At 27.9% G+C, this 16,610-nt stretch carries 17 protein-coding genes and 2 pseudogenes; 14 read left to right on the top strand and 5 right to left on the bottom strand.

Going from position 1 to position 16,610, the window contains the following annotated elements:
- Positions 1 to 140 precede the first annotated feature (140 nt).
- The 9 genes and pseudogenes from hydF (at position 141) to pyrF (ending at position 8,211) form a co-directional block, all read left to right on the top strand.
- Complete coding sequence (gene hydF, locus Q0J69_RS00370; RefSeq protein WP_297203212.1) at positions 141 to 1,325, top strand: [FeFe] hydrogenase H-cluster maturation GTPase HydF; 1,185 nt, start codon at positions 141 to 143, stop codon at positions 1,323 to 1,325.
- A 123-nt stretch (positions 1,326 to 1,448) separates the two neighbouring features.
- Positions 1,449 to 1,682: pseudogene (locus Q0J69_RS00365) on the top strand (hypothetical protein); the annotation flags it as partial.
- Between the two features lie 147 nt (positions 1,683 to 1,829).
- A pseudogene (locus Q0J69_RS00360) lies at positions 1,830 to 2,144 on the top strand (hypothetical protein); the annotation flags it as partial.
- 33 nt (positions 2,145 to 2,177) lie between these two features.
- Positions 2,178 to 3,308, top strand: a complete 1,131-nt coding sequence (gene hydE, locus Q0J69_RS00355; RefSeq protein WP_297203210.1) for a [FeFe] hydrogenase H-cluster radical SAM maturase HydE — start codon at positions 2,178 to 2,180, stop codon at positions 3,306 to 3,308.
- A gap of 80 nt (positions 3,309 to 3,388) precedes the next feature.
- Positions 3,389 to 3,739, top strand: a complete 351-nt coding sequence (gene secG, locus Q0J69_RS00350; RefSeq protein ID WP_297203208.1) for a preprotein translocase subunit SecG — start codon at positions 3,389 to 3,391, stop codon at positions 3,737 to 3,739.
- Positions 3,740 to 3,815: 76 nt separating this feature from the next.
- Entirely contained in the window at positions 3,816 to 4,949 is a 1,134-nt protein-coding gene (locus Q0J69_RS00345) for a DUF362 domain-containing protein (protein ID WP_297203206.1), read from the top strand.
- Positions 4,950 to 5,133: 184 nt separating this feature from the next.
- Entirely contained in the window at positions 5,134 to 5,910 is a 777-nt protein-coding gene (locus tag Q0J69_RS00340; protein WP_297203204.1) for a dihydroorotate dehydrogenase electron transfer subunit, read from the top strand.
- Positions 5,911 to 5,927: 17 nt separating this feature from the next.
- Entirely contained in the window at positions 5,928 to 6,833 is a 906-nt protein-coding gene (locus Q0J69_RS00335) for a dihydroorotate dehydrogenase (RefSeq protein WP_297203202.1), read from the top strand.
- Positions 6,834 to 6,855: 22 nt separating this feature from the next.
- On the top strand, positions 6,856 to 8,211 hold the full coding sequence (gene pyrF / locus Q0J69_RS00330) for an orotidine-5'-phosphate decarboxylase (RefSeq protein ID WP_297203199.1): 1,356 nt from the start codon (positions 6,856 to 6,858) through the stop codon (positions 8,209 to 8,211).
- A 99-nt stretch (positions 8,212 to 8,310) separates the two neighbouring features.
- Here pyrF and Q0J69_RS00325 read toward each other — a convergent pair whose 3' ends face one another.
- Complete coding sequence (locus tag Q0J69_RS00325) at positions 8,311 to 8,916, bottom strand: metal-sensing transcriptional repressor (protein WP_297203197.1); 606 nt, start codon at positions 8,914 to 8,916, stop codon at positions 8,311 to 8,313.
- Positions 8,917 to 8,998: 82 nt separating this feature from the next.
- Positions 8,999 to 10,687 (bottom strand): FAD-dependent oxidoreductase, encoded by a 1,689-nt coding sequence (locus Q0J69_RS00320; protein ID WP_297203194.1) that lies wholly within the window; start codon positions 10,685 to 10,687, stop codon positions 8,999 to 9,001.
- A gap of 242 nt (positions 10,688 to 10,929) precedes the next feature.
- Between Q0J69_RS00320 and Q0J69_RS00315 the strand changes: the two genes are divergently transcribed.
- The 4 genes from Q0J69_RS00315 to Q0J69_RS00300 all read left to right on the top strand — a co-directional run bounded on the left by Q0J69_RS00315 (position 10,930) and on the right by Q0J69_RS00300 (position 13,544).
- Positions 10,930 to 11,127 (top strand): hypothetical protein, encoded by a 198-nt coding sequence (locus tag Q0J69_RS00315; RefSeq protein WP_297203193.1) that lies wholly within the window; start codon positions 10,930 to 10,932, stop codon positions 11,125 to 11,127.
- 203 nt (positions 11,128 to 11,330) lie between these two features.
- The gene (locus tag Q0J69_RS00310; protein WP_297203191.1) at positions 11,331 to 11,519 is read left to right on the top strand and encodes a putative motility protein; all 189 of its coding nucleotides are present in this window, start codon (positions 11,331 to 11,333) and stop codon (positions 11,517 to 11,519) included.
- Between the two features lie 173 nt (positions 11,520 to 11,692).
- The gene (locus tag Q0J69_RS00305; RefSeq protein WP_297203190.1) at positions 11,693 to 12,070 is read left to right on the top strand and encodes a helix-turn-helix transcriptional regulator; all 378 of its coding nucleotides are present in this window, start codon (positions 11,693 to 11,695) and stop codon (positions 12,068 to 12,070) included.
- Between the two features lie 109 nt (positions 12,071 to 12,179).
- Complete coding sequence (locus Q0J69_RS00300) at positions 12,180 to 13,544, top strand: NAD(P)H-dependent oxidoreductase (protein ID WP_297203189.1); 1,365 nt, start codon at positions 12,180 to 12,182, stop codon at positions 13,542 to 13,544.
- A gap of 77 nt (positions 13,545 to 13,621) precedes the next feature.
- Here the strand turns inward: Q0J69_RS00300 and Q0J69_RS00295 are convergent, their stop codons facing one another.
- From Q0J69_RS00295 to Q0J69_RS00285, 3 genes are all read right to left on the bottom strand, one after another.
- The gene (locus Q0J69_RS00295) at positions 13,622 to 14,251 is read right to left on the bottom strand and encodes an NAD(P)-dependent oxidoreductase (protein WP_297203187.1); all 630 of its coding nucleotides are present in this window, start codon (positions 14,249 to 14,251) and stop codon (positions 13,622 to 13,624) included.
- A gap of 112 nt (positions 14,252 to 14,363) precedes the next feature.
- Positions 14,364 to 15,206 carry a Sir2 silent information regulator family NAD-dependent deacetylase gene (locus Q0J69_RS00290; protein ID WP_297203185.1) on the bottom strand — a complete coding sequence of 281 codons (843 nt, stop codon included), beginning with the start codon at positions 15,204 to 15,206 and terminating at the stop codon, positions 14,364 to 14,366.
- 15 nt (positions 15,207 to 15,221) lie between these two features.
- On the bottom strand, positions 15,222 to 15,995 hold the full coding sequence (locus Q0J69_RS00285; RefSeq protein WP_297203183.1) for a protein-ADP-ribose hydrolase: 774 nt from the start codon (positions 15,993 to 15,995) through the stop codon (positions 15,222 to 15,224).
- A gap of 142 nt (positions 15,996 to 16,137) precedes the next feature.
- Between Q0J69_RS00285 and Q0J69_RS00280 the strand changes: the two genes are divergently transcribed.
- Positions 16,138 to 16,554 carry an Rrf2 family transcriptional regulator gene (locus Q0J69_RS00280; protein WP_297203181.1) on the top strand — a complete coding sequence of 139 codons (417 nt, stop codon included), beginning with the start codon at positions 16,138 to 16,140 and terminating at the stop codon, positions 16,552 to 16,554.
- The last annotated feature ends 56 nt before the right edge of the window (positions 16,555 to 16,610 follow it).

Below are 16,610 nucleotides of genomic sequence, written 5' to 3'. Positions count from 1 at the left end.
TTTATGGGTTATTTATTTCACCGAGCAGAAAAATATGATTTTTATTTGCTCGGTGTATTTTATTTGTTATATTTAGAAATAAGAATCAAATAAATTTTTTTGAATATTATTAATTTTAATATAAATAAATGGAATAAAATATGAATACTACACCAAATTCAAATAGAACACATATTGCAATATTCGGAAGAAGAAATGCAGGTAAATCCAGCATTATCAATGCAATTGCCAATCAGGACGTAGCGATAGTTTCTGATACTGCAGGAACTACTACAGACCCTGTTAAAAAGGCTATAGAGATAAACGGCATAGGAGCATGTGCCATAGTTGATACTGCTGGTTTTGATGATGAAGGAGAGCTTGGTGCTTTAAGAATACATAGAACTAGAAAAATAATGGAATCTGCTGACATTGCATTGCTTGTATTTGATGCTTCTTTTATTAATAATGATTATTTACTTGAGTTAAAATGGAAAAATGAGCTTGCTGCTTTAGAGATACCTGTTATAGCTGTATTAAATAAAATAGATTTAAATGATAATTATAAAAATATAGAGCAAAATATAAAAGAAATGTTTGATTTAGAAGTTGTTTCAATCAGTTCAAAAAATAGAGTTAATATTGATAATCTAATAGAAGCTATAAAATCATCTATACCTAAGATAGAAGAGATTAGTATAACAGGACATATAATTAAAGAAGATGATGTTGTAATGCTTGTTATGCCTCAGGATATTCAAGCACCAAAAGGGCGTCTTATACTTCCTCAAGTACAGACTATAAGAGATATTTTAGACAATAAGGCTGTGATTATGGCTTCTACTTTTGATAAGTTTGAAAATGCCATTAAAGCATTAAGCAAGCCTCCTAAAGTTATAATAACAGATTCTCAAGTATTCAAAGAAGTAGAAAAATTAAAACCTAAAGAAAGTCTTTTAACTTCATTTTCTGTGCTTTTTGCAAGATACAAAGGAAATGAAGAAGTATATAAAAGAGGTGCTGACTTCATAGATAAACTTACAAAGGAAAGTAAATTATTAATAGCAGAAAGCTGTACCCATGTTCCTTTGGAGGGTGATATTGGAAGGGTTAAAATACCTAATCTTTTAAAAAAGAAATTTGGTTGTGATTTTGCCATTGATTATGTAGCAGGTAATGATTTTCCAGATGATTTGTCTAAATATGATTTGGTAATACATTGTGGTGGGTGTATGGGTACTAGAAAGCATATTTTAAATAGAATAAGAATATGCGAAGAGCAGAATGTGCCTATAACTAATTACGGCATGACTATAGCAAAAATTAATGGTGTGAAATATATTTAATTTAAATCGAATAATATAAAATGAGTAAAAGAAATATTTACTATATAATAATGTATTTTTAAATTTTGATTAACTTTTTATTTATAACTTTACATTTATATTTATTTTTAGTATAATTATATTATGAGAAGAGATATTAATGTTTTAAATGATTATTTTGTGAGATATTTATTCTCATCTAAAGACAGCAATTTGATATTACTTGATTTTATCAATTCAACAATGCTTGATGCCAATATGAAAACTTTTAGAAGTGTGGAAATACTTACTCTGTCGCCGAAGGCAGCACGCAAGGTGGACAGATATCGCAGTCGCCTTAATTATAAGGAAACAATTGTAGATGTAAAATGCATTACATAAAATGGAACAGTTGTTATAATAGAAATTTAATTTTTTATTAATGATAAAATATAATTTATGGTATAATAAAAGGTATTCGGCCGCACCTATAGAAGATTTTGTATAATATTTTGAAATACGGTGCGGGTTGGTGCTACAGCTCGTAGGGAGGTAATTATGTCTGAATTAGTTAAAGAAAAACCTATAATGGAAGATGTACAGAGAAGATATAATAATTTTATAAAAGACAGACTCATGATGAATGAATATGATAAAAGAGAAGCTTATCTATACGGTAATCAGATAATGTTGGAAGAAGAACGAAGATTAGGCATTGAAGAAGGTTTTAAAAAAGGTATAGAAAAAGGTATAAAAGAAAACCAAATATTAACTGCAAAAAATATGAAAAATAAAAATATAGATATATCATTGATAAGTGATATTACAGGACTTAGTGTAAATGAAATAGAAGAATTATAATATATTAATATGTATATTTAAAGGAATACAAAATTGATTGATATAAACAAGTCAAAAGAAATTATTAACAAAATAGATAAAGAAGAGAGTATATCTTATGATGATGCTTTAGTTTTATTATCATCTTTTGAATATGATAATAATATTAATAAAAAACAATTAACTCAAGAGGAAGAAGAGAGCATAAAAGATTTAAAAGAATATCTTAGAGTAAAGGCTAGGGAAAAAGCTGATAAAATATTTGGTAAATACGTTTTTATGCGGGGGCTTATAGAGTTTACTAATTACTGCAAGAATGACTGTATATACTGCGGAATAAGAAAGAGCAATAAAAATGCCGAACGCTACAGATTAAATAAAGAAGATATTTTATCATGCTGCGAGCTTGGTTATGAGATAGGATTTAGGACTTTTGTTTTGCAAGGAGGAGAAGACCCTTATTACAATATAAATATAATGTCTGATATAGTAGAAGCTATCAAAACTAAATTTCCAGATTGTGCCTTAACATTATCAATAGGGGAGAAGGAAGAAGATTATTATAAAGTATTAAAAGAAAAGGAAGCTAATAGATTTTTATTAAGGCATGAAACGGCTGATAATATTCACTATTCAAAACTTCACCCAAAAGATATGAGTTTGGATAATAGAAAGGAATGCTTAAGAAATTTAAAAAAGTTAGGATATCAAACAGGTACCGGAATTATGGTTGGAAGTCCTTATCAAACTTTAGAAAATATAGCTAATGATTTTGTATTTATGCAGGAAATAAAGCCAGAGATGATAGGAATAGGACCATTTTTACCTCATAAAGATACTCCTTTTGCTAATGAAAAAAAAGGTGAGTTGGAACTTACTTTAATACTTATAAGCATACTTCGTTTAATTTTTCCTTTAGCATTGATTCCTGCTACAACAGCACTAGGTACTATAAGAGAAGGCGGAAGAGAAATGGGAATACTTCATGGTTCTAATGTTGTTATGCCTAATTTATCACCTATGGACGTAAGAAAAAAATATTTATTATACAATGATAAAATAGCTACAGGTACTGAATCGGCAGAGGGAGTAGAGAGTCTTAGAAAGAATATGGCAGATATAGGGTATATTCTTACAGGCATGCGTGGTGATTTCGACCTAAATAGAAGAATTAATATCAGTTAATACTTGAAAAAAATTTTATAAATGATATAATTATACAATTAAAATAAAGAAAATTAATTAAAATTGAGGAATATATTTTTATGAATGCTTTACTAACTCTTGGAATAGTAGTTTATTCTATAATCTGTGTATTATTAATATTGATTATCATTATACAAGGCGGTAAAGCAGAAGGTTTATTCTCAAGTGCTCAGGCTAATGTTTTAGGAAGCCAAAGAGGAAATGCTTTAACAAAGGCTACTACTTTTCTCTCTACTATATTTATAGTAGGAGCTTTATTGATATCTGTTGCTATAAGCAGTCAGAAAACGGCTTTTGAAAATGTTACAGCTGATGATACTCCTGCCGCTACTCAGCAAGCACCAGCTGCTAATACTCAGACATTAGAATCTAATAATATGCCTACTAATAATATAGGCACTTCTAATTAATTATAATTTTTAGCTTTACAATTAGTTTAATTCCTATATAATTAATTAAACAGTATTAATATATAAGGTTAATATTATGAGTAAAGTTGCTGTAATAAAATGTGAAAATTATGATTTAGAAGAAGTAAAAAAATCTATTAAGAGAGCCATAGATTTAATAGGCACAATAGATTTATTTGTAAAGGAAAATGATAAAGTACTTTTAAAACCCAATTTATTAGCTGCTGAAACTGCAGATAGCTCTGTAACAACTCATCCTATAGTATTTGAAGCAGTAGTTTCTATACTCAGAGAAAAAAATGTTAATAGTATTTCTTACGGAGATTCACCAGGTATTGGAAAAGGAAATAGTGTAGCATTAAAGGCTGGAATTGATGAAGCTGCCAATAGATTAAATGTTCAATATGCTGATTTTGAAGAGCCTGTGGGAGTTTCTTATGAAGACGGCGTACAGGAGAAAAGTTTTACTATAGCTAAGCCTATTCAGGAAGCTGATACTATAATAAGTTTGCCTAAATTAAAATCCCATGCTTTAACTACAATGACAGGAGCTGTAAAAAATCAATTCGGATGTATTCCTGGATTTAGAAAGGCTGAATATCATTTAAAACTTCCTGATTTTGAAGATTTTTCAACTATGCTTCTTGATTTGAATAAGTTAGTAAGCCCTAAACTTTATATAATGGACGGCATACTAGCTATGGAGGGAAACGGACCTAGAAACGGAAGTCCTAGAAAAATCAATGCAATTATAGTATCTGATAATGCTGTAGCTTTGGATTATGTTGCTTCTCAAATAATATCATTTGATTATAACACAATACCAACTTTAAAAATGGGTTTTAAGCATGGTTTTTGCGATAAGGATGATATAGAAGTTTTAGGCGATGGAATAGATAGCGTAAAAGTTACTGATTTTAAGAAACCTCATAAAGGTGTAGGTATTGGAAGAAGTTTGATGAAATTAAGCAAATTTCCTATAATAAAAAGATTATTTGCCACTATTATACCTAAGCCTGTTATAGAAAAGAATAAATGCGTAAAATGCGGTGTATGTGTTAAAGTTTGTCCTGTAACTCCATTAGCACTTAATTTTGAAAAAAAAGGAAAAGATTATCCTCCTGAATATTATTATAAGCATTGTATATCCTGTTACTGCTGTCAGGAATTATGTCCTCATAAGGCTATAATCTTGAAGAGAAAATTTTAAAATAATAATTTTTTTTTAATACTTGAATTTTTATAGGAATATGGTATATTATGATTTCATGAAGAACATATTATTTATAATTAGCTTTAAGAATATTCAAAGAATGCCATCTCTTTACTGGGATTAGGCATTCTTTTTTTTATATATAAATATGCAGTTTTTGATTAAATAAAAGGTTTATAAAATGTTTTTAGAAGATTGTATTATATCAGATAATATACGAATATGCGATGATAAATATCTTTTAAGATTAAAATCTAAAGAGAGTTATAAGCATTCAAAAGCAGGTCAGTTTTTTATGCTTAAAAGCAATACATTTTTAAGACGCCCTATAAGTCTGCACTATATAGATAATGATATTCTTGAATTTTATTATCAGGTAAAAGGCAAAGGCACGGAATATTTATCAAAATTAAAAAAAGATGATATTCTTAATATACAAGGTCCTCTAGGCAATGGATTTCCTATAGATGATGTAAAGAATAAAAAAATATTAATAACAGCAGGCGGAATGGGTATAGCACCTATGAAATTATTAATAGAAAAATTATTTAATAATGATTCAAATAATTCTATAGCTATGATAATGGGCGGTGCTAATGAAAGTGCTTTAAAAATAATAAAGAGATTTGATACCAGCAATATTGATTTATATATTACAACAGATGACGGTTCAGTAGGGGATAAATGCAATGCTGTAGATAAAACGAAAGAATTATTAAAAGAAAAAAAATTTGATATTATATATACATGCGGACCTGCTGTTATGATGAGTGCTTTAATAAAAATAGCTAATGAAAAAGATATTATATGTTATGCATCTCTTGAGGAGAGAATGGCATGCGGTGTTAATGCATGTTTAGGATGTAATATAGAGATAAAAGATAATACTAATGGCTATATATTAAAGAAAGTATGCCATGACGGTCCTGTTTTTGATGCTAAATTATTAAATATATAATTTTTACGGATAATATTATGAGTGTATTAAATATAAACTTTCTTGGCAAGCAATTAAAGAATAATGTTATAACTTCTTCAGGATGCTTTGGAGAAGAATACAGCAGTTATTTTGATATTAATGAACTTGGTGCTGTGAATTTGAAAGGTATAACATTAAATAAAAAAGACGGAAATAAAGGTACTAGATTAGCTGAAACTTCATCTGGAATGATAAACTGTATAGGACTTGAAAATCCTGGTATAGAATATTTTAGAGATAATATAGTTAAAAATATAAAATATACGACTCCGATAATTTTGAATATAAACGGAGCTACATTAGATGAATATGTAAAGGTAGCAGAAATAGCAAATGAGATAGAAAGGGTAGATTTTGTAGAACTTAATATATCATGTCCTAATGTAAAAAATGGTGGCATGGCTTTTGGGGCAAGCTGTGAAAGTGCAGAGGCTACAACTAAGGCAGTAAAAAAAGTTTTAAGTAAAAAACCTTTAATAGTGAAGCTTTCTCCGAATGTTACTGATATTTCAAGTATAGCTAAGGCTGTTGAAAATGCAGGTGCCGACAGCGTATCTCTTGTTAATACATTTTTGGCTATGAAGATAGATATAAAAACAAAAAAGCCTTTGCTTGGAAATATATTCGGAGGTTTATCAGGAGCTTGTATAAGACCTATTGCTGTTAGAATGGTTTATCAAGTATATAAAGCTGTAAAAATACCTATTATTGGAATGGGGGGTATATGCAGTTATGAGGATGCTTTGGAGTTTATAATGGCTGGTGCTTCATTGGTTTCTATAGGTTCTGGAATATTTTCTAATCCTATACTGCCTATAGAGGTTATTAACGGCATTGAGGATTATATTAAAAATAATAATATAAAAACTATAAAAGATTTAATAGGCATAGCACATTTGTAAAATAAAACTATAAGGACAGATTATGATAAAATTAACTGATAATCCAAAAGAGAGATTAATTATAGCATTAGATTTTAATTCTATGGGAGAAGCTACAAAACTTATAGATGAATTAGGCGATGAGGCTGTATTTTATAAGGTTGGGTTAGAGCTTTTTTTATACACTAAGGGTGAGATAATAGAGTATTTAGCAGGAAAAAATAAGAAGGTATTTCTTGATTTGAAATTCCATGATATACCAAATACTACGGCTATGGCTTCTCTCTTCGCAGCTAAGCAGAATATATTTATGTTTAATGTTCATACCAGCGGCGGAAAAAAGATGATGGAAAAAACTGTTCAGGAGATAAAAAAATTAAATAAAGACAATCTTATAATAGGTGTAACTATACTTACAAGTCTTTCAGAAAATGATGTAAAAAATATGTTCAGTTCTAATTTGGCACTTACTGATTTGGCTGTTAATTGGGCTAAATTGGGTAAAGAATCTGGACTTGATGGGGTTGTATGTTCTCCTAGAGAGGCTAGCATTATAAAAAAAGAATGCGGTGAAAATTTTAGAACAGTATGTCCTGGAGTTAGACCTAAATGGGCTAGTGTAGATGATCAGGAGAGAATAATGACTCCTAAAGAAGCTATAGAAAATGGATGCGATTATTTAGTTGTTGGAAGACCTATTACTAGGAGTGAGGACAGAGTAAAAGCATGCAAAATGGTTGTAGAGGAAATTGCTGAAGGAATAGAAAGCAATAAAAAATTAAAGGCTAGATTAATAGCAGGGGCATTATTAGAAACTCAGGCTGTTAAGCTGAATGTTAAAGAGCCATTTACTTTTGTGTCTGGAATAAAGAGTCCCATATACTGCGACAACAGATATGTTATAGGTTTTCCTAAATCAAGGAAGGTTATAGTTGATGCTTTTATAAATGTTTTAAAAGATAAGGATTTTGATGTTATAGCTGGTACTGCTACTGCGGGTATTCCTTGGGCATCTTTCATAGCTTATGAACTTAATAAGCCTCTTTGCTACATTAGAGCGGAGAAAAAAGAACATGGAAGAGGCAAGCAGATAGAGGGTGCTGAATGTAATGGAAAAAGATTAATATTAATAGAAGATTTAATATCAACTGGGGGAAGTTCTATTAAAGCATTTGAGGCTGCTAAGAGTGAGGGGGCTATTGGGCTTGAAATTATAGCTATATTTTCTTATGAATTTGAAAAAGCATATAAAAATTTTGCAGATGCAGGTATTGAATTTTCATCTCTTTCTAATTTTTCATCTCTTATGGAAATTGCAAAAGATGAAAATTATATAACAGATGATGAATTGAAAAAGGCATTAGAATGGAATAAAAATCCAGATGAATGGGGAAAGTAATTATATAATAGTAAATGGCTTTTGATATAATATATTAAAAGCCATTTCTTATAATTAAAGAAAATATAAAAATACAATAACAATAAACAAAATAAAAAATTACTTTATAAGTTTTCTCATATACCTAAAGAAATCTTCTTTTTCTTTAGGAGATATCATACAAGTATTCAAAAATACTTCCATAATTTCCTGATTTACGCTTCCCATAGCAGCTTTAACAGCAAGAGATTGATTCAATATATCTCCGCAATATTCCCCTTTAGCAAGCATTTTCTTCATACCCTTAATTTGTCCTTCTATCCTATTTAATCTAATAATAAGCCTTTTACGCCTTTCTAAAGCCTCTTCTCTGTCAAACTTAGATACTTTATTGCTGTCTCCGAAATTTTTATTCCAAGCTTTTAACCCTCCGTCTAATACATAAATCTCTTTGAATCCTTCTTCTTTCATATATTCGCCCGCCTTGACGCTTAATTTACCTATTGAGCAATATAAAAGATACGGGGTATTTTTATCTAGTTTTGATATTTCTCTTTTAAAGACTCTTGGCTTAAGGAAATCCATAGAAATAGAATTTTCAATCATACCTTCATAATTATGCTCCATCTCGGTTCTTACATCAAGAATAACTATATTATTAGTTTTATTAATGATTTCATTCGCCTCCGAAGGAGATACTATTTTTAATTCATTTTCTATTACCATAATTAAATCCTTATTAAAATCTATCCTTATTATATATTATATAATAAAAATAGATTTTAATAAAATACTTTTTTAATTAATTTTAACCAAAATATCCGCTTAATATAGGTTTTCTTCCTGTAGCTTTATCATTGTAGTATTCGTATTGTGATAAACCTATAAAACCGCCTGATACATTTATAACATTATCAAATCCCATGTTCTGCAATATTTTGCATGCAGTATAGCTTGTTAATCCTGTTTTGCATGTAATATATACTGGTCTGTCTTTAGGAACTTCATTTGCTCTAGCTCTTAATGCTCCAAGAGGTATATTAACAGCTTTCTCTAAATGTCCTACAGCAAAATCTTCAGGCATTCTTACATCCAAGAAATAAGCATCTTTTTCCACCAATTCTCTTACCTGACTATAATGAACCTGTTTGAAATCTCCGTTTTTTAAATTAGAAGCAACATAACCAGCAAAATTTACAACATCTTTAGCTGTACCAAATGAAGGAGCATAGCATAATTCTAAATCTTTCAAATCATCTATAGTTCCTCCGAATTTTATTAAAGTAGCTATAACATCTATTCTTTTATCAACATTTCCTTTTCCTATTGCCTGAGCACCTAATACTTTTCCTGTAGGAACTTCATATATAAGTTTGAAATGCATTAGTCTTGCAGAAGGCATTATTGATACACCGTCAAAAGGAATAATTTCTACTGTATCATAATCTATATTTAAGTTCATAGCTTTTATAAAGCCTTCAGAAAGTCCTGTAGAAGCCCCATTATATCCGAATACTTTTATAACAGATGAACCTATAAATCCTCTGTTATCTACAGTTCTTCCGTTTATATGATCTGCAGCAGCTCTTGCCTGTTTCTGAGCAGGTCCTGCCAATGCCAATTTAAAATAATCATTAAATAAAGCACCGTACACTTCTATAGCATCTCCCACAGCATAAATATCTTTATCATTAGTGCGGTAATTAGCATCAACTTTAATAGCCTTAGTTTTTCCAAGTTCTATTCCTGCTTTTACTGCTATATCAGTTTCAGGAGCAACCCCTATAGCAAGTACAACAGCATCAGCTTCTACTTTTTTACCAGAACCTAAAATAACTGTATTGGTGTCAAAACTATCAACCTTATCATTAACTATTAAGTTAACCCCATTATCTATTAATTCTCTATGTAATATTTGAACCATATCATAATCAAAAGGTTTCATTATCTGAGGCAATGCTTCTACTATTGTTACATTGTATCCTGCATGCTTTAAATTTTCTGCCATCTCAATACCGATAAATCCTCCGCCTATAACAGCCACTTTAGCATCTTTTTTTCCTTTAAGAAAATTATGTATTTTACTAATATCAACAACATTTCTTACAGTAAATACATTAACTTTTTCTATTCCCTTAATAGGAGGTACTATAGGTTTTGCTCCCATAGAAAGTATAAGTTTATCATAACTTTCTTTATACTCTTTGCCTTCACATACAACAGTTATCTCTTTTTTATTTCTATCTATTGCTGTAACTTCGCTGTTAACTCTAGCATCAACATTAAACTGTTTCATAAACTTTTCTGGATTCATTAAAAGTAAAGTATCTTCAGAAGGTATTAGTCCTCCAATATAATAAGGCAATGAACAGTTTGAAAAAGATACATGAGGTCCTTTTTCAAATAATATAATTTTATCTTCTTCATTTAGTCTTCTAAGTCTGGCAGCAGCGGAAGCTCCTCCTGCTACACCTCCTACTATTAATATTTTTTTCATAATTTAAAACTCCGAAATATAATCTATATATACCTAGTATATGTATATTGCAATATAAGTCAATACTATTATATAAAATAATTGTACATAATTTATAATTTTTACAAGTTATATACATAATTTAAAACAAATATATCAAAAAGTAAATTTATTATAAATAAATGTAAAAAATATTAAATTTCCTAATAATTTTCATATATATTCCGATATTATAAAATAAATAAGTCTGTGGAGGTTAAAAAATGGGAGTTTATTCTATTTATTCATCTGATATGTTTCCATTGACTAGGCATATGACTTCTGCTGGGTTAAATGTTTATAATTCTTCAGTTTATGGTTCAGCTCAATCTGCTGGTAAAGCTGCAAGTGTTGTAACTCCTCAGGGTTCATCTGCACCTATAAATATCAATATGGGAAATACGTTGGATGTATATGCTTAATTATTTTCTATGACCAATTATGTAAAATTATATGTAATTGGTCTTTTTTATTATCAAATAATAATATTATGTAAACCTATATCCATAAAATACTTTATTTTTATATTTTATAATAAAATTATATCGTTGAATTAATTGTATAATTTACAATTAAGAGTTATAATTGTTTTATATATTATATTAAAAAACGAAGGAGTAATATTATGGATATTTCAGCTTATAACAGTTATTCATCAAACATGCTTGAACAAGATATTTCTATAAGCATGATAAGAAAAACATCTGATATGCAGGCTCAGGCAGTTGATAAAATCATGTCTAGTGTTCAGCCTCAGGCAGTATCAGCACCTGTAAGACCTGGTGTTGGTCAAAACTTAAATGTTTATGCATAATTAAGAATTTTTAAAAACTTATAAGGCTACCCTCTATGGGTAGTCTTTTATATAAGAACTATAGGTTATATAAAGTATACTTTTTTCTGATATAGTCATATTATAAATTGTTTTTTTAATAAAATTATCGTATATCATGTTATTTGAGAGTTCAATGCATGGAGTTTATGATAATGATTAAAACAGATGATGATATGCTAAGAAATTTAGGTAAAAACATTAGAGCCTTGAGAAAAAATAAAAAGCTAACTATAGATCAGCTTGCAGAAAAGTCTTTTATCTCTGGTAAATATCTGCAAGGTGTTGAAGTTGGAAACAGAAACATATCAATAAAAAATTTAAATAGAATATCTAAAGCATTGGATACTTCTCCTGAAATACTTTTAAATGTGAAAACTTATGAATTAAAAAGCAGCGATGATAAAATATTTGCTATATCTCAGAAACTTAAAAAATTAGAGGATAATAAATTGGATTTCATAGGTGATATGCTGGATCAAATAAACGATATTTTAAGAGAAAAATCTGAAAATAATAAAAAAGACAAATAAAAAATATTTTAAATAAAATTCAAATAGGTTCTATTTTAAATTCATATTGTCATTTTACCGCTATAAAATATAATATATTCTAGTCAATTAATAATACTAAGGATTTACAATGAATATTTTAGTAATAAATGGAAGTCCTAAAGGTAATAACAGCATAACATTGCAAACTTTATTATTTTTAGAAAAATTATTTATAGAGCATAAATTTTCATTTTTAAACGTTGGACAAAAAATAAAATATTATGAAAAGAACTTTAACGAGATAAAAGAAGAACTTGAAAAAACAGATGTAATTATTTTTTCTTATCCAGTATACACTTTTTTAGTACCATATCAGCTGCATAGATTTATAGAATTATTAAAAGAAAATGATATTAATATAAAAAGTAAATTTGCAACGCAGTTTTCTACTTCAAAGCATTTTTATGATATTACAGCACATAAGTTTATAGAAGAAAATTGTTTAGACTTAGGATTAAAATATATAAGAGGGCTTTCTGCTGATATGGAAGATTTGATGAAAAAAAAAGGGCAGGAAGATGCAGTAAACTTTTTTAATTATTTAATTTTTTGTGTAGAGAATAATTTGAATATTAAATACAGATATAATTCAAATATAAAAGAAAATACTATATACAAAAGAAAATATGCTAACAATTCAAAAGAAAAAGATACTTCAAAAGATGTTTTAATACTTACTAACTGTTCTAATGATGATGAAAGTTTGAGGAACATGATTGAAGATTTTAAATCAGTATTTCCTTATAAAACTAGAGAAATAAATATAAGAGAATATAATTTCCATGGAGGATGTTTAGGATGCTTTGGATGTGCAATTACTGGAAAATGTGTTTATAAGGATGGATTTGATGATTTTTTACGTAATGAAATACAAACAGCCGATTCAATTATATATGCATTTACTATAGAAAATCATTATACGCATTCAAGTTTTAAGATATATGATGACAGGCAATTTTGCAATGGGCATAGAACTGTTACAGAGGGCATGCCTATAGGATATATAATAAGCGGAGATTATGAGAGAGAATATAATTTACATACGCTTATAGAAGCACGTTCTGAAGTAGGCGGAAATTTTCTCACTCATATTGCTTATGATTATAATGATATATATAATGAACTTTCAAAATTATCTTCTATAATGAAATATGCTATTGATAATAAATGCACTCGTCCTAAAAACTTTTATGGTGTTGGTGGCATGAAAATATTCAGGGATTTGATATATATAATGCAGGGTCTTATGAAGGAAGATCATAAATATTATAAAAAACATAATATATATGATTTTCCTCAGAAACAGAGAATGAAAATGCTTCAGATGAAATTAGTAGGTGCTTTGATATCGATTCCTTCAATGCAAAAAAAGATTAAAAATAAAATGAATGAATATATTTTAATGCCGTATAAAAAAGTGATAGATAATGCTAATATGAAAAATATTAAATAATATAAAAATATCTATAATTAATAGAAGTTAATAGATAAAAATAATATTCTATTAACTTCTATATTTTTTAATAATTATTATTTTGAACAGAATGTTATTTGCTGATTTAAATATTTTTTATTTTGTATTTCATCAACAAAAGCTATAGCATAATCAGCATAACTGATAGAACTTTCACCTTTAGAATTGAAAAGTAATTCATTATTACCTATATTATATTCTCCTGTTGTTACTCCATCAGATTGAAAATCAGCAGAAGGAGATACATAAGTCCATAAAACATCTTTTTTATTTTTTAATATATCAAATGATTTTGACATACTTTTTGCAAGAGGTTTGAATATATCAGGAAAAGTTTCACTATCCATTAATTTTTTGCCGCTATCTATATATAAACTTCCAGCTCCTCCAACTGCCATAAGTCTTATGTTTGTATTTGCAAGTATATTACATAAATGCTCCATTGCAGATAAATGCTTATCGAGTTCTTTTTCTTCCCATACGCCAAAGGCATTTACAATGGTATCAAATTCTTTCAAATCATCTTTTGTCAAATTAAATAAATCTTTTTCTATAACTTTTACTTTTGAATTATTTATTTTTGTTTTATCCCTTACTATTGCTGTAACATCTAATCCTCTTTCTAATGCCTCATTCATAATCAATTTTCCAGCTTTTCCATTTGCTGCTATTATTGCAATTTTCATTTTAATTCTCCTTTTTATGTAAAATATTTTTCTTTAATTAAAGAGTTGTAACAGCTATTATTACAATAATAATATATTTTAGTTGTAATGTCAAGTATTACAACTAAAATTTTTAACTTTTTATATATTCTAATAGTTTGTGTATATCATCATTTATACATATAGAGCGTTCTTTCAAATTATCAGGTGCATATGAATCATTCAAATTTACAGATGCATAAATAGAGTTTTCATTTTTTAAAGCCATATCCCAAAAAGAATATTTTATTATAGCAGGTGTATTAAACCCAACCCCTAATTCTAAAAATAATATATTGTTATTTTTTGCTTTATTTAAGAACTTTTTATATCTATCCATAGAATGATACCAATTATCATCTTGAACAAAAGTATTATCGCATCTTAAGTTCATTGTCATATTTTTACCGCAATTAGGACATTTTGGTATAAGTTCTTTTGGTATTTTTAAATCTTTTCTTGACTTGACCATTTCTCTTATTTGTTTTTCATTATAAAAAGTTTCTTGTCGGCATGGAACAGAACATTGAAAAAGGGAATAGTCCCCCTGAACTTTAAAAAGTTTATCCTTATCAAAATTTGCTTCATCAAATCTTCCATCTACATTTGTTGTTATGATAAAATAGTTTTTATTTTTTACTATTTCTAATAGGTTTAAATGAGTTTCATCTGCTGGTATATCATATCTATTAACGTATACAAGAAGCGAAAAATATCCCCAAAAATCTTCCAAAGTAGGATAATTATAAAATCCAGCATTATACATATCAGTTAAACCGTATTTATCTTTATATTCACTAAAATATTTATCAAATCTCTCCCCGTCATAAGAAAATCCTGCAGAGATAGAAAGTCCTGCTCCTGCCCCTATCAATATATAATCTGATTTTTCTATGCTTGATTTTAATTTTTTTATTAATTCTAATTTATCATTCATTTATAATTCTCCTAATTATTTTAAAATATCATAATAAAGCTGATAATCAAAATCTTTAAATACGTTAAATACTATCTTTATATCATATTTGCTATCATTTAAAAAATCTTTTACAGCATTCACTGCTATTTTGGAAGCCTCCTCATTTGGAAACTTAAACTCCCCTGTAGATATACAGCAAAATGCTATGCTTTTTATATTATTTTCTTTTGCTGTTTGTAAGCATGATTTATAGCAGCTATATAAAAGCTCTTCATCTTTTTTGTAAACATTGTTCTGTATTATAGGTCCTACTGTGTGAAGTATATATTTGCTTGGTAAATTGAATGCTGGAGTTATTATGCATTTTCCTGTATCTTCAAATTTTCCTTTCATAATATCATTGCAGTAAAGTCTTAATCTAGTTCCTGAAGCACTGTGTATTGCATTATCTATGCATTTATGAAGCGGTATAAAACATCCAAGCATAGCAGAATTAGCGGCATTAACTACAGCGTCTATATTTAATGCTGTTATATCACCCTGCCATAAATATAAATTATCTCTTATAGATTTTATATTTTCTATATCCGTTATTGTTTTACTTTTTAATCTATCCTGCAAATATTCATCTTCTATTTTAAGATATTCTTCGCTTATATTGTTAGGAAGTCTTATATTCATTAAATATCTGAAATAGTTATACAATACTTCTTCATTATTTTCTTTTAATGCATTTTCTAATTCTTTATTATATTCATAATTGCCTTCTTTAATAAGGTAATCTATTAAAAATAATAATTTATTCATATTTTATCCTTATTGTAACTATAATTATTACAATGATACTATACTATAATTGTAATGTCAAGTATTACAACCATAGTGTTTTATATTTGCATTAAGAGAGCAAATACATTATAATTTAAAAATATTTATTTAGGATAATTAAATGAAAATTAGTTCGAGATTTACAATAGCTGTTCATACATTGCTTTGCATATTAGAGTTCAAAAGTGAAAAAGTAACATCAAATTTTATATCAGGAAGCGTTAATGTTAATCCAGTTATAATAAGAAATATACTTCTCCAATTACAAAAGGCAGATATCATAACAGTAAAAAGGGGTACAGGAGGAATATCTTTAAATAGAAAACCTGATAATATTACATTGTTAGATATATTTAATGCTGTAGAGAGTTTAGATGATAATACACTTTTCAGCTTCCATGAAAATCCTAATAAAAAATGTCCAGTTGGAAGTAAAATTAATGAAATACTTCAGCCGAAATTAGATAATGTTCAGAATGCTATGGAAAAAGAGCTTCAAAAAACAAGTTTGAAAGATATATTCAAAAATTTAAATTAATAATAATTTTTATAATTATTGATATTTTCTTGATATTATGTTAATATTATTATGTA

Source organism: uncultured Brachyspira sp., assembly GCF_944388875.1.
GTDB lineage: Bacteria > Spirochaetota > Brachyspiria > Brachyspirales > Brachyspiraceae > Brachyspira.
Note: the sequence above shows the minus strand (reverse complement) of the source record. Positions and strands in the feature narration are given on the sequence as shown.

Coding starts and splice junctions, on each gene's coding strand:
- Q0J69_RS00305 (WP_297203190.1), top strand. CDS start 11,693: ATGATTAAAACAGATGATGATATGCTAAGAAATTTAGGTAAAAACATT.
- Q0J69_RS00325 (WP_297203197.1), bottom strand. CDS start 8,916: ATGGTAATAGAAAATGAATTAAAAATAGTATCTCCTTCGGAGGCGAAT.
- hydF (WP_297203212.1), top strand. CDS start 141: ATGAATACTACACCAAATTCAAATAGAACACATATTGCAATATTCGGA.
- Q0J69_RS00300 (WP_297203189.1), top strand. CDS start 12,180: ATGAATATTTTAGTAATAAATGGAAGTCCTAAAGGTAATAACAGCATA.
- secG (WP_297203208.1), top strand. CDS start 3,389: ATGAATGCTTTACTAACTCTTGGAATAGTAGTTTATTCTATAATCTGT.
- Q0J69_RS00320 (WP_297203194.1), bottom strand. CDS start 10,687: ATGAAAAAAATATTAATAGTAGGAGGTGTAGCAGGAGGAGCTTCCGCT.
- Q0J69_RS00295 (WP_297203187.1), bottom strand. CDS start 14,251: ATGAAAATTGCAATAATAGCAGCAAATGGAAAAGCTGGAAAATTGATT.
- Q0J69_RS00280 (WP_297203181.1), top strand. CDS start 16,138: ATGAAAATTAGTTCGAGATTTACAATAGCTGTTCATACATTGCTTTGC.
- Q0J69_RS00310 (WP_297203191.1), top strand. CDS start 11,331: ATGGATATTTCAGCTTATAACAGTTATTCATCAAACATGCTTGAACAA.
- pyrF (WP_297203199.1), top strand. CDS start 6,856: ATGATAAAATTAACTGATAATCCAAAAGAGAGATTAATTATAGCATTA.
- Q0J69_RS00285 (WP_297203183.1), bottom strand. CDS start 15,995: ATGAATAAATTATTATTTTTAATAGATTACCTTATTAAAGAAGGCAAT.
- Q0J69_RS00340 (WP_297203204.1), top strand. CDS start 5,134: ATGTTTTTAGAAGATTGTATTATATCAGATAATATACGAATATGCGAT.
- Q0J69_RS00290 (WP_297203185.1), bottom strand. CDS start 15,206: ATGAATGATAAATTAGAATTAATAAAAAAATTAAAATCAAGCATAGAA.
- Q0J69_RS00315 (WP_297203193.1), top strand. CDS start 10,930: ATGGGAGTTTATTCTATTTATTCATCTGATATGTTTCCATTGACTAGG.
- Q0J69_RS00345 (WP_297203206.1), top strand. CDS start 3,816: ATGAGTAAAGTTGCTGTAATAAAATGTGAAAATTATGATTTAGAAGAA.
- Q0J69_RS00335 (WP_297203202.1), top strand. CDS start 5,928: ATGAGTGTATTAAATATAAACTTTCTTGGCAAGCAATTAAAGAATAAT.